Here is a 14,406-nt window from a genome sequence, read left to right as displayed (position 1 = left end):
CGACCTGCGCTTTTCTTATTTAGAGTAAAGAAAGATAGTAGTGGGGTGTAAGCATGACAGCGACGGTACTTGATGAAAGACAATTAGATCTATTGTTTAAAAAAAGCAGGGACTTTGTTTTTTTGTGCAAAAAATCAGATGATGACTACATCTATGTTTATACAAATCCTGCAGCAAATACCGTCTTTAATCAGCTTGTCATTGGTAAAAAACTGACGGAATTGATCTCTCGCGATTACGCAAAATTGATTTTAAAATATTATAATGCCGCTTTGAAAACAGATGAGCCGCAAGTGTTTCAAGACTATTCTCCGGTTGGCGAAGAAGTGAGAAAGTATGAGTCTTCTGTTACGCCGATAATTATAAATAGTGAAAGGTATATTTTAACAATTACGAAGGAAATTGCCTTTGATCGGGACTTTCAAGATAAATATTTATTTATGCGGAGTATCTTTTTTAAAACATTCCTCTCAACCATTCTCATCTCAAGAGACTGGAAGCTTCTTGAAGCGAATCGTTCTTTCCTGGAGACATTCCAGCTGGATATTGAACAAGTGCGGCATAAAGATTTTCATCAGTTGAATTTGTTGGATAAACGTACTTTAAAGGACCTGAAGGATTTCGTAATAAATGCTCCCGCTGGTGACCAGTTTTACACAAGATTGCTGAAACTTAAAAGCTTGGCAGGAGGCGAACGCAGCTTTACAGCTACATTTGCACCGCTTGTTGAAGATGGGGAAGTTGCTGCAATTTTTATTATATTGCAGGAAGTGACGAAGTTCCTAAATCAGGAAAGAGAGCTTCGTGAGATGACACACGGTCTTGAAATTTTAAAACGTGCTATGAATAAGACAGCTGATATTTCCCTAACAGACCTGCAGGGGAATATAGTGGATATCAATACCCGATTTATCGAACGTTCCGGTTTTTCAAGGGAAGAGTTGATAGGCAGCACCCATCGTATTGTAAACTCACGCTACCATCCTGCCGGGTTTTACCGAGATTTGTGGCAGAAGATTAGCAGTGGAAAGGTTTGGCGAGGTGAGATATGCAATCGCAATAAATTTGGTGTACCATATTGGAGCGAAACAACAATCATTCCGCTTTCGAATGCAGATGGGCAAGTCGTACAGTATTTGGGCATCCATTTTGATGTTTCAGAAAAGAAACAGGCAATGGCCCGGCTTCGCAATGTTGAGCGTACGTTTCGGATGATTACGGAAAACACAAATGACTTCATAATCATTACTGATGAGGCCGGTATTATAAGCTATGCATCGCCTTCTTATATGCGCATGCTTGGTTATCGGGAAGAAGAATTACTTGGTAAATTTTACTGCAAATTTTTAGATAAAGAAAGTATTCCTAAATGGCGTAAGATCCTTGACAACCTACATAAGAGCGGAAAAGAAGAAATGGTCGAATTGAAGCTGAAAACAAAAAATGGCGCACTATTTTGGACAGAGGGGCATTATAAAGTGGCTTTAGAGGACAATGACTATGGTATGAATCAAATCATCATGCTATCTCGGGAAATAACCCACCGGAAAGAACAGGAAAGCAGGCTTATGTTTCTGGCGTACCATGATAGCCTAACCAATCTGCCAAACCGCCGTTATATAAATAGAGAGTTTCCTCACCTAGTGGAACAAGCTAGATTGCATCATGAATCAATAGCTGTTGTGTATATAGATGGCGATGACTTTAAAGTAGTAAATGATGAATATGGGCATGATATTGGGGATGAATTTATTCGACAGTTTAGTCAGGCACTGTTAAAAGCGGTGACTATTGAAGATATAGTCAGCAGAATAGGCGGTGATGAATTTATCGTTTTGCTGCCGAAGTTGCCTCAAGCTGCCGAGAAACGAATAGAATTCATTCAAGATTTTATAAAACGTGTCAAGCATAACTTACAAGAAGGATGGTTCATTAATGAACATCATTTTAGTCCAACAGCTTCAATGGGTATTTCTCTGTTTCCGGAGCATGGGGAAGAATTAGGCACATTGTTAGAAAAGGCAGATCAGTCTTTATATAAAGCGAAATTAATAAGGAAAAATAGTGTAAAGTTTTATGAATGATTTTTTGAAAGCAAAAAGGCTGTGTGTTAAGTTATCCTTAACACACAGCCTTTTGTGATGCATATAGTCTGAGGTGCCTTGCATTACTTATTTATCCGGGGTGAAGGAACTGTAAACATTTTTTTGTGAAGGAAGAGGATTTTGTGAAAAAGATATTACTAGTGGAAGATGAGAAAAGTATTGCTCGTTTTTTAGAATTAGAGCTTCGTCATGAACAATTCGAAGTGAAGGTTTGCTACGATGGAAGGGAGGGGCTAAATGCTGCTTTAGAAGGGCATTTTGATTGTCTTTTATTAGATGTAATGCTTCCTGGATTGAATGGCATTGAATTATGCAGAAGAATTAGACGGGAATCAGATGTACCGATTATTTTACTGACAGCTCGTGATGCAGTAATGGACCGTGTGGCTGGTCTTGATGCAGGGGCTGATGATTATATCGTTAAGCCGTTTGCGATTGAAGAGCTGTTAGCACGCATCCGTACAATTTTCAGAAGGATTCACCCTGCAGCGCAAAGTGATGACAAGCTGACTGTCCGCAAGCTGATCATTGATCCAACAGCCTATGAAGTATATTTTGAGGGAAAGAAGCTTGAACTAACCCGTACGGAATATGATTTACTAAAGCTGTTAGTAGAGCATAAAAATAAAGTATGCACCCGTGAGCTTATACTCGAAACAGTCTGGGGCTACGATACAGAAGTAGAAACAAATGTGGTAGATGTTTATATCCGCCATTTGCGCGCTAAACTTATGACGAAAGAACCTCCTTATATTGAAACAGTTCGTGGCGTAGGGTATGTGATGCGCGAATGAAGTTAAAATCTCTAGTAAAGAACCAATCTCTTAAAACAAAATGGATGCTAACGACAGGATTGACGATTTTTATTTCCTATGCGGCTATTTGTATTATTATTTTCATTGCTTTGCAAACGTGGCTTCTTGCAAAAGAAGAAGAAAATGCTATCCGTACAGTGGATGACATGACTACATTCTTTTCTTCCCAAGGATTGACTGTTACAATACAAGAGCTGCAAAATCAAACGGGCTTGATGAAAGCTGTATTAAACCAAGATCAGACAGTGCGTCTTTATCAGCTCGATGGGACAGAAATTTTACAGATTAATAATACTTCTCCAGCAGCAGAGCTTGATATGTCCTTTTCTGCACCTAATGAAACACTAATTAGCGAGGTTACGCTTGAGGGAACCGATGCATTTGTCATGCATCGAATCGTACAAATTGGACCAAGGCAGTATATTTTACAGCTTGTCCATCCTTTACTGTCATTTCAGTCGATGATGGGGTATATACTTACAACAATGCTTATTATGGGAGCGGGAGCTGTTATTTTGGCGGCCGCCATCAGTTATTATGCTTCTACAGCAATGACACGCCCTCTACGGCAGCTGCGTAATTCTATGCAGGCTGTTAAGGAGCGAGGATTTGAATCATCGAAAGTTGATTTTGCGTATGATGCAAAAGATGAAATAGGAGATTTGCTGCGACTTTATGAATCCATGCTGCAGGAACTGGAGATTTCGTTTAACCGCCAGCAGCAATTTGTATCAGATGCGTCCCATGAGTTAAGGACACCCATTCAATCGATTGAAGGCCACCTTTCGATGATGAAGCGCTGGGGAAAAGATGAACCGGAAGTGCTGGCGGAATCACTAAATACTACATTAGAAGAAGTAGCGAGGATGAAAAACATAATGGAAGAGCTTTTGCAGCTTGCAAGAAAAGAGGCAATTGCAGAAGATATAAGTGCTGATACGGAAGAAATCGTTCAGCAGGTAGTAAAGGATTTAGGGTTTCTTTATAATAATGTACAATTTGATACTCGTGTTATAGGACAGAAGAGGTTGGCGGCTATTTCTGAAGAAGCATTAGCCCAAATTATCCGAAACTTATATGAAAATAGTATTCGATACAATGAAAATATACCCCATATCCAGACAACTATTCATTATGACGAGCATAATATTTTCCTTGAAATTTCTGATAACGGTATAGGGATACCAAAAGAACATCTTCCTTATATATTCGACCGTTTTTACCGGGTGGACCATGCGCGGGTCCATGTAGAAGGTAGTAGTGGGCTTGGTTTAAGTATTACGAAATCCCTCCTGAAAAAATACGGGGGAGAAATTGAAGTGCACAGTAATATAGGAAAAGGCACTGTATTTTTAATACGTCTAGCCTTAAAAATGTAACAATTTCCATGATTTATTTTTGTTTCTTTTTAGTTCGCGAAAAAAATTGCTTATTTTGCTAAAAAGAGTTGTATTTTTTGTGAAGAGTAGTAAGATTGATATGGAAAAAACGTTCTTTCGCACAAGTGTTTTATTCTTATGAAGATTGAGCAAAGAATGGTAAAATATTATATAGATTTAACAATTATTAAATGGAACTGCCAAAAGGCAAAAGTTGGAGGTTATTTTTCATGTCGAACAATGTATACTCTGCAGGTTCCCCTTGGGCAGCATTTGCTGGACCAAACTTAGGTTATGTTTTAGAGCAATATGACCTATACCTGCAGTCTCCTGAAGAAGTAGAGGCTGAGTTAGTCGCACTATTCCAAGCTTATGGTGCACCACAAGTAGAAGGTGTTGACGCAGTTGTTGCTACAACAGGTGCAGCGCAAGGTGACTACAAAAAAGTATTAGCGGCAGTAAGACTTGCTGATGCAATTCGCACAAAAGGTCACTTAGCAGCAGATCTTTATCCACTAAAGGACCGCAAATTACACACTGCTCTTATTGATGAAAGCGCATTCGGTTTATCAGCTGGTGACCTGGCTGAAATCCCGGCAGCTGTTTTCTTCAAAGAAGTACCAGCTGGCGTGAAAAATGGGAAAGAAGCAATCGATTTCTTGAAGTCCGTTTATACAGATAAAATTGCATTTGAATACAACCAAGTGTCAAATGAAGAAGAGTATGCGTGGATTCAATCTCAAATTGAGTCTGGTGCTTTAAAATCAGCTTTGTCTAACGAAGAAAAGAAAGCGCTGCTTGAGCGGCTTACTCGTGTAGAAAACTTTGAAAAATTCATTCACAAAACTTTTGTTGGTCAAAAACGTTTCTCCGGTGAAGGGTTAGATACACAAATTGTTTTATTAGATGAAATTTTAAAAACAGTAGAAAAAGAAAATCTTGGGAATGTTCGTATCGGAATGGCCCACCGCGGTCGATTAAATGTCTTGACGCACATTCTAAACAAACCATATGACATGATGTTCTCTGATTTTGCTCACGTTTCAAACGACTTATTCTTCCCGGAAGATGGCCGTCTTGAAATTACAAAAGGTTGGACTGGCGATGTGAAATATCACATGGGTGCTTCTTATACACGTGAGTCAGGCATGAACGTAAAGCTTGCCTATAACCCGTCACATTTAGAAGTAGTTGCGCCGGTTGTATTAGGGACAACACGTGCAGCACAAGATGTGACAACAAAAGCTGGCGCTGTTGAGTTCAATCCGAACAAAGCGCTGGGAATTTTAATTCACGGTGATGCTGCATTCCCAGGTCAAGGGATTGTAACAGAAACATTAAACTTTGCGAAAACAGAAGGCTTCTCTACAGGTGGTACAATCCACATTATCGCAAATAACATGATCGGATTCACAACAGAGCATTTTGATTCACGTTCTTCTGTGTATTCTTCTGACCCTGCAAAAGGATATGAAGTACCAGTGATTCACGTGAATGCTGACGAGCCGGAAGCGGTGGCGCAGGTTGGCCGTTTTGCAGCAGCTTATCGTCAAAAATTCGGTAAGGATATTTTAATTGACTTAATCGGTTACCGCCGTTATGGTCATAACGAGACTGATGATCCAACTGTAACAAACCCTGATACTTATAAATTAGTATCGAAACATGATCCAATCCGTGTGCTTTATGGTACTAAACTAGCTGAAGCTGGTTTAGTATCAATGGAAGAAGTGAAGGATCTTGATGCGAAAGTATACGCTGAAATGCAGGCATCTTATGACCATGTAAAAGAAATGGCAGAGAAAGATGAGCACAAGCATCCGGAAATGCCAGAGGAAGTGAAAGTTGCCTTCCCTGAAGTTGAAACAGCTGTTGGCATTGAGCGTTTAGAAAAAATCAATGAAGAATTGCTGCAGTTTGAAGAGGGCTTCCAGCCGCAAAACAAACTAGCAAAAATTCTAGAAAAACGCCGCGAAGCATTTACTAGCGAAAAAATCGACTGGGGACATGCAGAGACATTGGCATTTGCAACAATTATCCAAGATGGTAATCCAGTGCGCTTTACAGGCCAAGATGCACAACGTGGTACGTTCTCACAACGTCATTTAGTACTTCATGATAAAAATAATGGTTCTGTTTTTACGCCATTACATCATATTTCAGGTGCTAACGCGTCATTCACAGTGCACAACTCTCCACTTACTGAAGCGGGTGTTGTAGGCTTTGAATATGGTTACAACCTTGAAAACCCAAATGTACTATCTATTTGGGAAGCACAATTCGGCGACTTTGCTAATATGGCGCAAGTTATGTTCGATAACTTTATTTCGGCAGCACGTTCGAAATGGGGACAAAAATCTGGTTTAGTACTGCTATTACCACATGGTTATGAAGGTCAAGGTCCTGAGCACTCTTCAAGCCGTATGGAACGTTTCTTACAGTTATCTGCAGAGAACAACTGGTTCGTAGCAAACTGTTCAAACGCAGGCAACTACTATCACTTGCTGCGTCGCCAAGCTGGTATGCTAGGTTCAGAAGGTATGCGCCCATTGGTAGTCGTATCACCAAAGAGTCTTCTTCGTCACCCGCTTGCAGCAGCTTCTGCGGAGCAATTGGCTGACGGAAAATTCCAAGAAGTAATTGAACAGCCTACAACAGGTCAAAAACCTAAAGCGGTTGAAAAAATTGTTCTTGCAACTGGTAAAGTGACAATTGATCTTGCAGACCGAGTAAAAGATGGTGAAGGCTTCGATCACCTGCACATCGTTCGTGTAGAACAGCTTTACCCATTCCCAGCGGAGCAAGTAAAAGAAATTATCTCTCGTTTCCCGAAAGCGAAAGAAATTGTATGGGTACAAGAAGAGCCTAAGAACCAAGGTGCTTGGAACTACATGCTAGAGCATTTATATGAATTATCTGAAGGCAAAAAAGTGCGCTACGTTGGACGTCCTGCAATGAGCTCGACATCTGAAGGCGACAGCGATGCTCATAAAGCAGCTCAAGCAGCATTAGTTTCAGAAGCGGTATCAAAATAAGTCTCGCTTTTTTAACTTACAATGAGTACCATTTGAAATGGTAGAAATGCCGAAACACGACTTAAGGAAAAAAGAGGGCTACTTGTTGGGTAGCCCGCCCATTTGTCTTATAATAAAGGAAATGGGTAATCAAAGGAGGATATTAAAGTGGCTGAAATTAAAGTCCCTGAATTAGCAGAATCGATTACAGAAGGTACAATTGCCCAGTGGGTGAAAAAAGTTGGAGATCGCGTAGAAAAAGGCGAATTCATCGTAGAATTAGAAACTGATAAAGTAAACGCTGAAATCATCTCTGAAGAAGCAGGCGTATTAACACAAATCCTTGCTGAAGAAGGCGACACAGTACTAGTTGGTCAAGTAATCGCAGTAGTAGAAGCAGGCGAAGGCGCAGCTCCTGCACCAGCTGCACCAGCACAAGAAGCAGCACCGGCACAAGAAGCACCAAAAGCAGCGCCTCCAGCAGCAGCTGCAACAACACCAGCACCGGCGGCAGTAGAAGAAACTTCAGGTGAGCGTGTAGTTGCATCACCAGCAGCTCGTAAACTAGCTCGTGAAAAAGGAATTGACTTAGCAGCAATTTCTCCTGTAGATCCACAAGGCCGCGTACGCGTTCAAGACGTAGCAGCACACGGTACTGCACCAGCAGCACCAGCTGCAGCACCAGCAGCAACAGGTGGTCCATTAGTATTCGCTCCAGCAGCTGATTCTGGACGTGTAACAATCGAAAAAATGTCTCGTCGTCGCCAAACAATTGCAAAACGCTTACTTGAAGTAAAACAATCTACAGCAATGTTAACAACATTCAATGAAATTGACATGACGAACATCATGGCATTACGTAAACGTAAACAAGATGAATTCGTAAAAGCAAATGATATTAAATTAGGCTTCATGTCATTCTTCACAAAAGCGGTTGTAGCAGCACTTAAAAAATACCCTTACGTAAACGCTCAAATCGCAGGTGATGAAATTCACTTAAATAACTTCTTCGATATCGGTATTGCAGTATCTACAGAAGAAGGTCTTGTAGTGCCGGTTGTACGTGATGCAAACAGCAAAAACTTCGCTGAAATCGAGAAAAATATTGCTGAGCTAGCTGGAAAAGCCCGCGACAAAAAATTAGGCCTAAACGATATGGCAGGCGGCTCATTCACAATCACTAATGGTGGTGTATTTGGTTCATTGATGTCAACACCAATCATGAACGGTACACAAGCTGGTATCCTTGGTATGCACTCAATTGTAAACCGTCCAGTAGCTGTTAACGGCGAAGTACAAATTCGTCCAATGATGTATGTGGCTCTTTCATATGACCACCGAATCATCGATGGTAAAGATTCTGTTGGCTTCTTGAAAACGGTTAAAGAGTTAATCGAGAACCCAGAAGATTTATTGCTAAATTCTTAATTTAATTCCTTTGTCCCACTTGTTTAGGCAAGTGGGATTTTTCTGTATTTCAATATAATTAATAGTTTTATGCTACGAATTTCAGCGTTTTTTTTATCGCCATAGGTATTTAAGTATACTTTTTCGAAAATTGAATGTTGACAGTTATTTCAGAGTGTTGTAGTATTCTAGTAACATCAATTCAATATTTACACCTCACATCTCGTGAGGTAGAGGTGCGATATTTATTAGTTTTTCATGGAGCTGCGAGAAAGCGTTGAAATGAAAAAGAAGGAAATGTCGCCGAAGTGTGCATAAGACTCGCTTATGTATACTGGGGCTGCAGTAAATAACTGTAGAACTGTCTTGCATGGTCTTTCCCGATCATGTAAGTTGTGCTATCTCAATAGGGAACTAGAGGAAATGGGCTACATATCAAACGCGACCTTCAGTTCTGTAAGGTCGCTTTTTATATGCACAATATACCCAATTTTCTGATAAAAAGGAGAGAGATTTATGAAGAAAAAACTATTATTATTGATGGCTGCTATGATGACGGCACTTGTGCTGGCTGCATGCGGGTCAGATGATGAAGGCACTGCTTCTGAAGACGGAGAAAATGAAAGCGGAATACTAAAAGTAGGGATGGAGGCGGGCTATCCACCATTCAACTGGACACAGAATGATGATTCAAACGGCGCTGTGAAAATTGAAGGTTCAAAAGAGTATGCAGGCGGTTATGATGTAGAAATCGCTAAGAAAATTGCTGAAGGTCTGGGCAAGGAATTAGTTATCGTAAAAACGGAATGGGATGGCTTAGTGCCTTCGCTGCAATCGGGCGCTGTAGACGCAATTATTGCGGGTATGAGTCCAACTGAAGATCGAAAAGCAGCGATTGATTTTACTGAAAACTATTATACTTCTGATTTTGTAGTAGTAGTGAAAAAAGGCGGAGCCTATGAAAAGGCAGCTAAACTGGCAGATTTCGAAGGTGCGAAAATTACGGCTCAATTGAATACGACAAACTATAAAGTAATTGATCAAATTCCTGGTGTAAACCAACAGGTAGCTATGGATAATTTCCCAGCAATGCGTGTAGCCTTGCAAAGCGGAGCAATTGATGGATACGTTGCAGAGCGTCCAGAAGCTATCTCAGCTGCTGCAGCAATCGATGGCTTTACTTATAATGAACTGGAAGACGGCTTTAAGACAGAGCCGGCTGATACAGCTGTAGCGATAGGTATTCGTAAAGGTGAAAAGAATATTGATAAGATGAATGAAGTGCTTTCTAACATTTCAGAGGATGAGCGACAAAAATTGATGGAAAATGCGATTTCCAACCAACCAGCTGCTCAATAAATAATATTTGCTGCTAGCCGCAAGTATAACGCGGCTAGTTTTTCAATTTGATAGAGAACAGCCAAAAGCTGTTAGGGGGATTTTATATGAGTTTCGAAACCATTATCTCAATATTGCAAAATAACTGGCCGATGTTTTTAAGGGGAGCATATATTACATTAGCCATTGCTGTAATCAGTACAATCATTGGTGCATTTATCGGATTCTTTATTGGAATTATGCATACCATTCCAACTGCTAAACGTTCGGTTAAAAGCGTCATTTTAAAAGTATTCAATTTCATACTTTCTGTGTATGTCGAAATTTTCCGTGGTACACCAATGATGGTACAGGCGATGGTTGTCTTTTATGTTCTTTATGCTTATGGGATCGAATTAGATCGATTTATTGCTGCGTTAGTTGTTGTAGGTCTAAACACAGGTGCCTATATGGCTGAAATTGTACGCGGGGGTATTGTGTCGATTGATAAAGGGCAATACGAAGCTGCACAGGCTATCGGGATGAATCATTTCCAAACCATGATATTTGTCGTTTTACCACAAGTAGCTCGAAATATTTTACCTGCTACAGGTAATCAGTTAGTAATGAATATTAAAGATACTTCAGTGTTAAGTGTGATAAGCGTTACAGAACTGTTCTTCCAAACAAAATCAATTGCAGGTGCAAACTTTAAATATGCGGAAAGCTTTGCTATTGCTTGTTTAATCTACTTGATCATGACTTTTATTGCTACTCGACTATTACGTTTGATGGAGAAAAAATTAGATGGTCCTGATTCTTATAAAGTAGAAAACACTACCGCTGTTGCTAAATAAAATGTAAGGAGCATCCATTATGGAAACAGTTATTGATATTAAACATTTAAGTAAGTCATTTGGACAGCACGAAGTATTGAAGGATGTTAACTTCTCAGTTCGGAAAGGGGAGGTCGTTTGCCTAATCGGGTCTTCTGGTTCAGGTAAGTCAACATTACTTCGCTGTATCAATCTACTTGAAAGGCCAAGTGGAGGAGAAATTATCTATGAAGGGGAAAATATCCTTGATGATAAACACGATATTGAAAAGTACCGTACACATCTAGGGATGGTCTTCCAGCAGTTTAACTTATTCAACAATTTAAATGTTTTAGGGAATTGTATCGTTGGGCAGCAGAAAGTGCTAAAGCGCTCGAAGCAGGAGGCGACGGAAAAGGCATTGAAATACTTGCAGGTAGTCGGCATGGATAAATATCAAAACGCAAAGCCGCGGCAATTGTCTGGAGGACAAAAGCAGCGTGTAGCTATCGCTAGGGCATTAGCAATGAGTCCAGATGTTATGCTTTTTGATGAACCGACATCGGCATTAGATCCTGAAATGGTCGGGGAAGTGCTGAAGGTTATGCGCAGGCTGGCAGCAGAAGGGAATACAATGCTGATCGTCACTCATGAAATGGAATTTGCAAAAGAGGTAGCTGATCGCGTGGTGTTTATGGACAAGGGCGTTATTGTAGAAGAAGGATCCCCGGATCAAGTGCTTGTAAACCCGCAGCATGAACGGACAAAAGAATTTTTAAAGCGCACACTTAAATAACAAAAATCGACAGGCTTATGGCCATGTCGATTTTTTAAAATAAGAAAATAGATGTTTTACACATGAAGAAAATCCTTGCTTATATGCTTGTTATAGTCTTATTTTCTTGAATTCCATTCTGATACAATAATAAATATAATAACAAAAGCGAATGCGATAGCAAAGAACCAGGATGGAATACTACCGAATGCCATAAAATCACCTCTCGTCATAGTTTATCATGAGATGTATGGTAAGCACAGATGAAAAAAAGCATTTTTTGCGGATTTACACAATATAGTACACAATTAGAATAAAATCGTATAAAATAAGTACTAAATAGTAGAGCATCATTCTCTATAAAAAGTGAGGTATTATCATGTTACATTTAAAATGGAAAGACGCACCAACGATTCGAACAGTCAAATGTGTGCATACGAATGCTTCCAAGTATTTAGTTTCTAATGTACTGACAGTCGGGAAAGAATACGAAGTAAAAAATGAAACAGAAGAATTTTTATTCGTTATTGACAACACAGGGAATGTTGGCGGCTATTATAAGGAATATTTCGAGTAACATAAAGATCCGGTTCACAGGCGGTAGGTGGACCGGATTTTTATACTTTTAGAGTACTTTATTTCTAGGTCAGAAGAATCAACAGGCTGGAACGCGAAAGTTTGTTATATGTTAAAAGCGTGCAAGAGAAAATATGCAGGTTATTATTAGAGTAATACTGTTTGTAAATAATACTGCGTCGTTTTAACACTTGGAAAATTATAGTATAAAAAAGTTAAAATAAAAATAGTATTATAATATACACTAAACAATCCATTAAACGGAATTAAACTTTAAGCAGCGGATTTAAAAGGATGCTAAAGTGAAGGGGGAGTGTAACATGGATTTAGTCATGGCCATTGCGCCTCTTATCATAGTAGGAGGAATTCTAGTATATGTAATTAAGAGGCTCGAATATAAAAATAACAAAGGCAGCCTAGGTAAGAAAAAATCGAAAGGCGAACAAAATTTATTAGATAGTTTAATCCCAATGGGGACGCTTTTCGGCCTTGTAATTGGTGTGTTTATTGATATGTTTATGTTTTCCTCTTTTTCTTTAGCAATTACGGCTAGTATCGGAGCTGGAATAGGCTGTTTAGTCGGGTATTTTGCCTATGAAAGCTATAGTAAAGTAGGGAATTAATGATAGAGGCTGCTTTTCAGAAGAGGTACTGTTAGGGAAAAGCTTAGGATGAAAATAATCACTCTTATTTACAATAATATATACTTGATAAAAGAAGAATCCGTTTTGAATAATCTTGAACTGCGCCCTATTTTGTAGACAGTTTAATAAAAAGGGATCTAGGTTGTGGTTAAGCCGCAATGAGATGACTTCGGTAAGTAGCCGGAGTCATCTTTTTTAATGTCCATTGCTTTCGCCTGTTGTTGTAATAATCCATGTATTCCATCACACTAGTATGTAATTCTGCTAAGCTTTCAGCTTCTTTATAGTTCACTTCATCTTTAAAGTGACCAAAGAACGATTCCATAGGCGCATTGTCCAGACAGTTTCCTCTACGAGACATCGATTGAAGGAGACCCATCTCTTTCACACGCTGTTGAAATTCAGGATGTGTGTAATGAAAACCTTGGTCTGAATGAATCATTGCTTCCGGATGAATATTGCCGTCGAGATGTGTTTTTAACTTCTCAAGCGTGTTATAAACAATAGACATCTTTAATGTAGTGGACAGCTCATAGGCCACAATTTCTCGTGTTGCGATATCTTTTATGCATGATAAATAAGCGGTCCCGCCACCTTTATATGGTAGATACGTAATGTCCGTTACAAACACTTTTCCAGGTTCTTCTTGCTTAAATTCACGTTTTAAATGGTTTGGAATATGACGGTGTGCTTCTGTAACTTTCTCTAATTGGCGATATGGATTCGCACGACGTACTTTGGCATACAAATTAAATTTACGCATAAGACGAAGAATCTTTTTATGGTTCATAGGCGTATCAAGTATATCCACCAAAGCCATGTAAAATCCGCGATAACCTATTTTCCCCTTCGTTTGATCGTAAATTGATTGTAACAAGACGTAGTCTTGATAGTCCGCTTCTTCACGTAAAGCATGTTTCTCTCTATTTTGAAGCCACTTATAGTAACCACTTGGACTGACATGCGCTACCTGACAGAGATAGCTCGTCATATTTTTCAATTGATATAAACGAATCGTTTCATTGATTACTTGATATTTCTCTTTGGGTGTTAGAAACGATTCTTCTTCGCCTGCCTTTCCATTTCGTCGAGCTTTTTTAGTAGGGCTAGTTCTGCCTCTAATAGACGAATACGTGCCTCTGCTTTTTCCAACTTTTTATCAGCCGATAATTTTTCAACACGAGGGCGACCTGTACTGCCTTTTCCACGACGTTCTTCTAAAAAGCCTGTTTCACCATACGTTTGATAGATTTTTTTCCACCGGCTGATTGCACTTTTTGCCTTCTTCATACCGATGATTTCTAAATCAAATCCAGCTTCTGTAAAGATTTGAGTCGGTCCTTTGCCAATTAGATTTTCTTGAGTGGCTTTTAATTTAAAGTTCGCCGTATACTGGATCGATCGATCCGATACTGAAATGACATTCGGATTCGCTTCTATTTGTCTTCTTTGATATTCATTGAAAATTATTTTACTCATAATGCTCTCCCGTTCATAAATGGTATGGTTAGTATAACGGGGTTTTTAGTTGATGAAAATAGAATAACTCCGAATAATGT

At 39.4% G+C, this 14,406-nt stretch carries 11 protein-coding genes and 1 riboswitch; of the genes, 10 read left to right on the top strand and 1 reads right to left on the bottom strand.

Features of this window, described 5'->3' with window-relative positions; genetic code table 11:
* Positions 1 to 53 precede the first annotated feature (53 nt).
* The 10 genes from AA0Y26_RS12410 (at position 54) to AA0Y26_RS12365 (ending at position 12,826) form a co-directional block, all read left to right on the top strand.
* Entirely contained in the window at positions 54 to 2,084 is a 2,031-nt protein-coding gene (locus AA0Y26_RS12410) for a diguanylate cyclase domain-containing protein (RefSeq protein ID WP_413362084.1), read from the top strand.
* Positions 2,085 to 2,227: 143 nt separating this feature from the next.
* A complete protein-coding gene (locus AA0Y26_RS12405) occupies positions 2,228 to 2,899 on the top strand; it encodes a response regulator transcription factor (protein WP_413362082.1) in 672 nt (223 codons plus the stop codon).
* Positions 2,896 to 4,299 carry a sensor histidine kinase gene (locus AA0Y26_RS12400; RefSeq protein WP_413362080.1) on the top strand — a complete coding sequence of 468 codons (1,404 nt, stop codon included), beginning with the start codon at positions 2,896 to 2,898 and terminating at the stop codon, positions 4,297 to 4,299. The genes AA0Y26_RS12405 and AA0Y26_RS12400 overlap by 4 nt, the downstream gene beginning before the upstream one ends.
* Before the next feature lie 230 nt (positions 4,300 to 4,529).
* The gene (locus AA0Y26_RS12395; RefSeq protein ID WP_413362078.1) at positions 4,530 to 7,334 is read left to right on the top strand and encodes a 2-oxoglutarate dehydrogenase E1 component; all 2,805 of its coding nucleotides are present in this window, start codon (positions 4,530 to 4,532) and stop codon (positions 7,332 to 7,334) included.
* A 147-nt stretch (positions 7,335 to 7,481) separates the two neighbouring features.
* The gene (gene odhB / locus AA0Y26_RS12390) at positions 7,482 to 8,741 is read left to right on the top strand and encodes a 2-oxoglutarate dehydrogenase complex dihydrolipoyllysine-residue succinyltransferase (protein ID WP_413362076.1); all 1,260 of its coding nucleotides are present in this window, start codon (positions 7,482 to 7,484) and stop codon (positions 8,739 to 8,741) included.
* 202 nt (positions 8,742 to 8,943) lie between these two features.
* Positions 8,944 to 9,129, top strand: a riboswitch (Lysine riboswitch).
* Positions 9,130 to 9,236: 107 nt separating this feature from the next.
* On the top strand, positions 9,237 to 10,079 hold the full coding sequence (locus AA0Y26_RS12385; protein WP_413362074.1) for a transporter substrate-binding domain-containing protein: 843 nt from the start codon (positions 9,237 to 9,239) through the stop codon (positions 10,077 to 10,079).
* A gap of 86 nt (positions 10,080 to 10,165) precedes the next feature.
* Complete coding sequence (locus tag AA0Y26_RS12380) at positions 10,166 to 10,894, top strand: amino acid ABC transporter permease (protein WP_413362072.1); 729 nt, start codon at positions 10,166 to 10,168, stop codon at positions 10,892 to 10,894.
* A 19-nt stretch (positions 10,895 to 10,913) separates the two neighbouring features.
* Positions 10,914 to 11,648 carry an amino acid ABC transporter ATP-binding protein gene (locus AA0Y26_RS12375; RefSeq protein ID WP_413362070.1) on the top strand — a complete coding sequence of 245 codons (735 nt, stop codon included), beginning with the start codon at positions 10,914 to 10,916 and terminating at the stop codon, positions 11,646 to 11,648.
* Positions 11,649 to 12,006: 358 nt separating this feature from the next.
* Positions 12,007 to 12,204, top strand: a complete 198-nt coding sequence (locus tag AA0Y26_RS12370) for a DUF6501 family protein (RefSeq protein WP_413362068.1) — start codon at positions 12,007 to 12,009, stop codon at positions 12,202 to 12,204.
* Between the two features lie 319 nt (positions 12,205 to 12,523).
* On the top strand, positions 12,524 to 12,826 hold the full coding sequence (locus AA0Y26_RS12365) for a hypothetical protein (protein WP_413362066.1): 303 nt from the start codon (positions 12,524 to 12,526) through the stop codon (positions 12,824 to 12,826).
* 169 nt (positions 12,827 to 12,995) lie between these two features.
* Here the strand turns inward: AA0Y26_RS12365 and AA0Y26_RS12360 are convergent.
* Positions 12,996 to 14,326, bottom strand: a protein-coding gene (locus AA0Y26_RS12360; RefSeq protein WP_413362064.1) for an IS3 family transposase whose coding sequence is annotated in 2 segments (ribosomal slippage) — positions 12,996 to 13,948 and positions 13,948 to 14,326 — 1,332 coding nt in all. Because the reading frame shifts where the segments join, the coding sequence is not laid out codon by codon here.
* Positions 14,327 to 14,406: the final 80 nt, after the last annotated feature.

This window comes from Lysinibacillus canaveralius (assembly GCF_047301505.1).
Taxonomy (GTDB): Bacteria; Bacillota; Bacilli; order Bacillales_A; family Planococcaceae; genus Lysinibacillus_B.
Note: the sequence above shows the minus strand (reverse complement) of the source record. Positions and strands in the feature narration are given on the sequence as shown.

What these genes read in the sequence shown, in the direction of transcription:
- AA0Y26_RS12385 (WP_413362074.1), top strand. Translation starts at nt 9,237, where the DNA reads ATGAAGAAAAAACTATTATTATTGATGGCTGCTATGATGACGGCACTT.
- AA0Y26_RS12395 (WP_413362078.1), top strand. Translation starts at nt 4,530, where the DNA reads ATGTCGAACAATGTATACTCTGCAGGTTCCCCTTGGGCAGCATTTGCT.
- AA0Y26_RS12365 (WP_413362066.1), top strand. Translation starts at nt 12,524, where the DNA reads ATGGATTTAGTCATGGCCATTGCGCCTCTTATCATAGTAGGAGGAATT.
- AA0Y26_RS12375 (WP_413362070.1), top strand. Translation starts at nt 10,914, where the DNA reads ATGGAAACAGTTATTGATATTAAACATTTAAGTAAGTCATTTGGACAG.
- AA0Y26_RS12410 (WP_413362084.1), top strand. Translation starts at nt 54, where the DNA reads ATGACAGCGACGGTACTTGATGAAAGACAATTAGATCTATTGTTTAAA.
- AA0Y26_RS12370 (WP_413362068.1), top strand. Translation starts at nt 12,007, where the DNA reads ATGTTACATTTAAAATGGAAAGACGCACCAACGATTCGAACAGTCAAA.
- AA0Y26_RS12380 (WP_413362072.1), top strand. Translation starts at nt 10,166, where the DNA reads ATGAGTTTCGAAACCATTATCTCAATATTGCAAAATAACTGGCCGATG.
- AA0Y26_RS12400 (WP_413362080.1), top strand. Translation starts at nt 2,896, where the DNA reads ATGAAGTTAAAATCTCTAGTAAAGAACCAATCTCTTAAAACAAAATGG.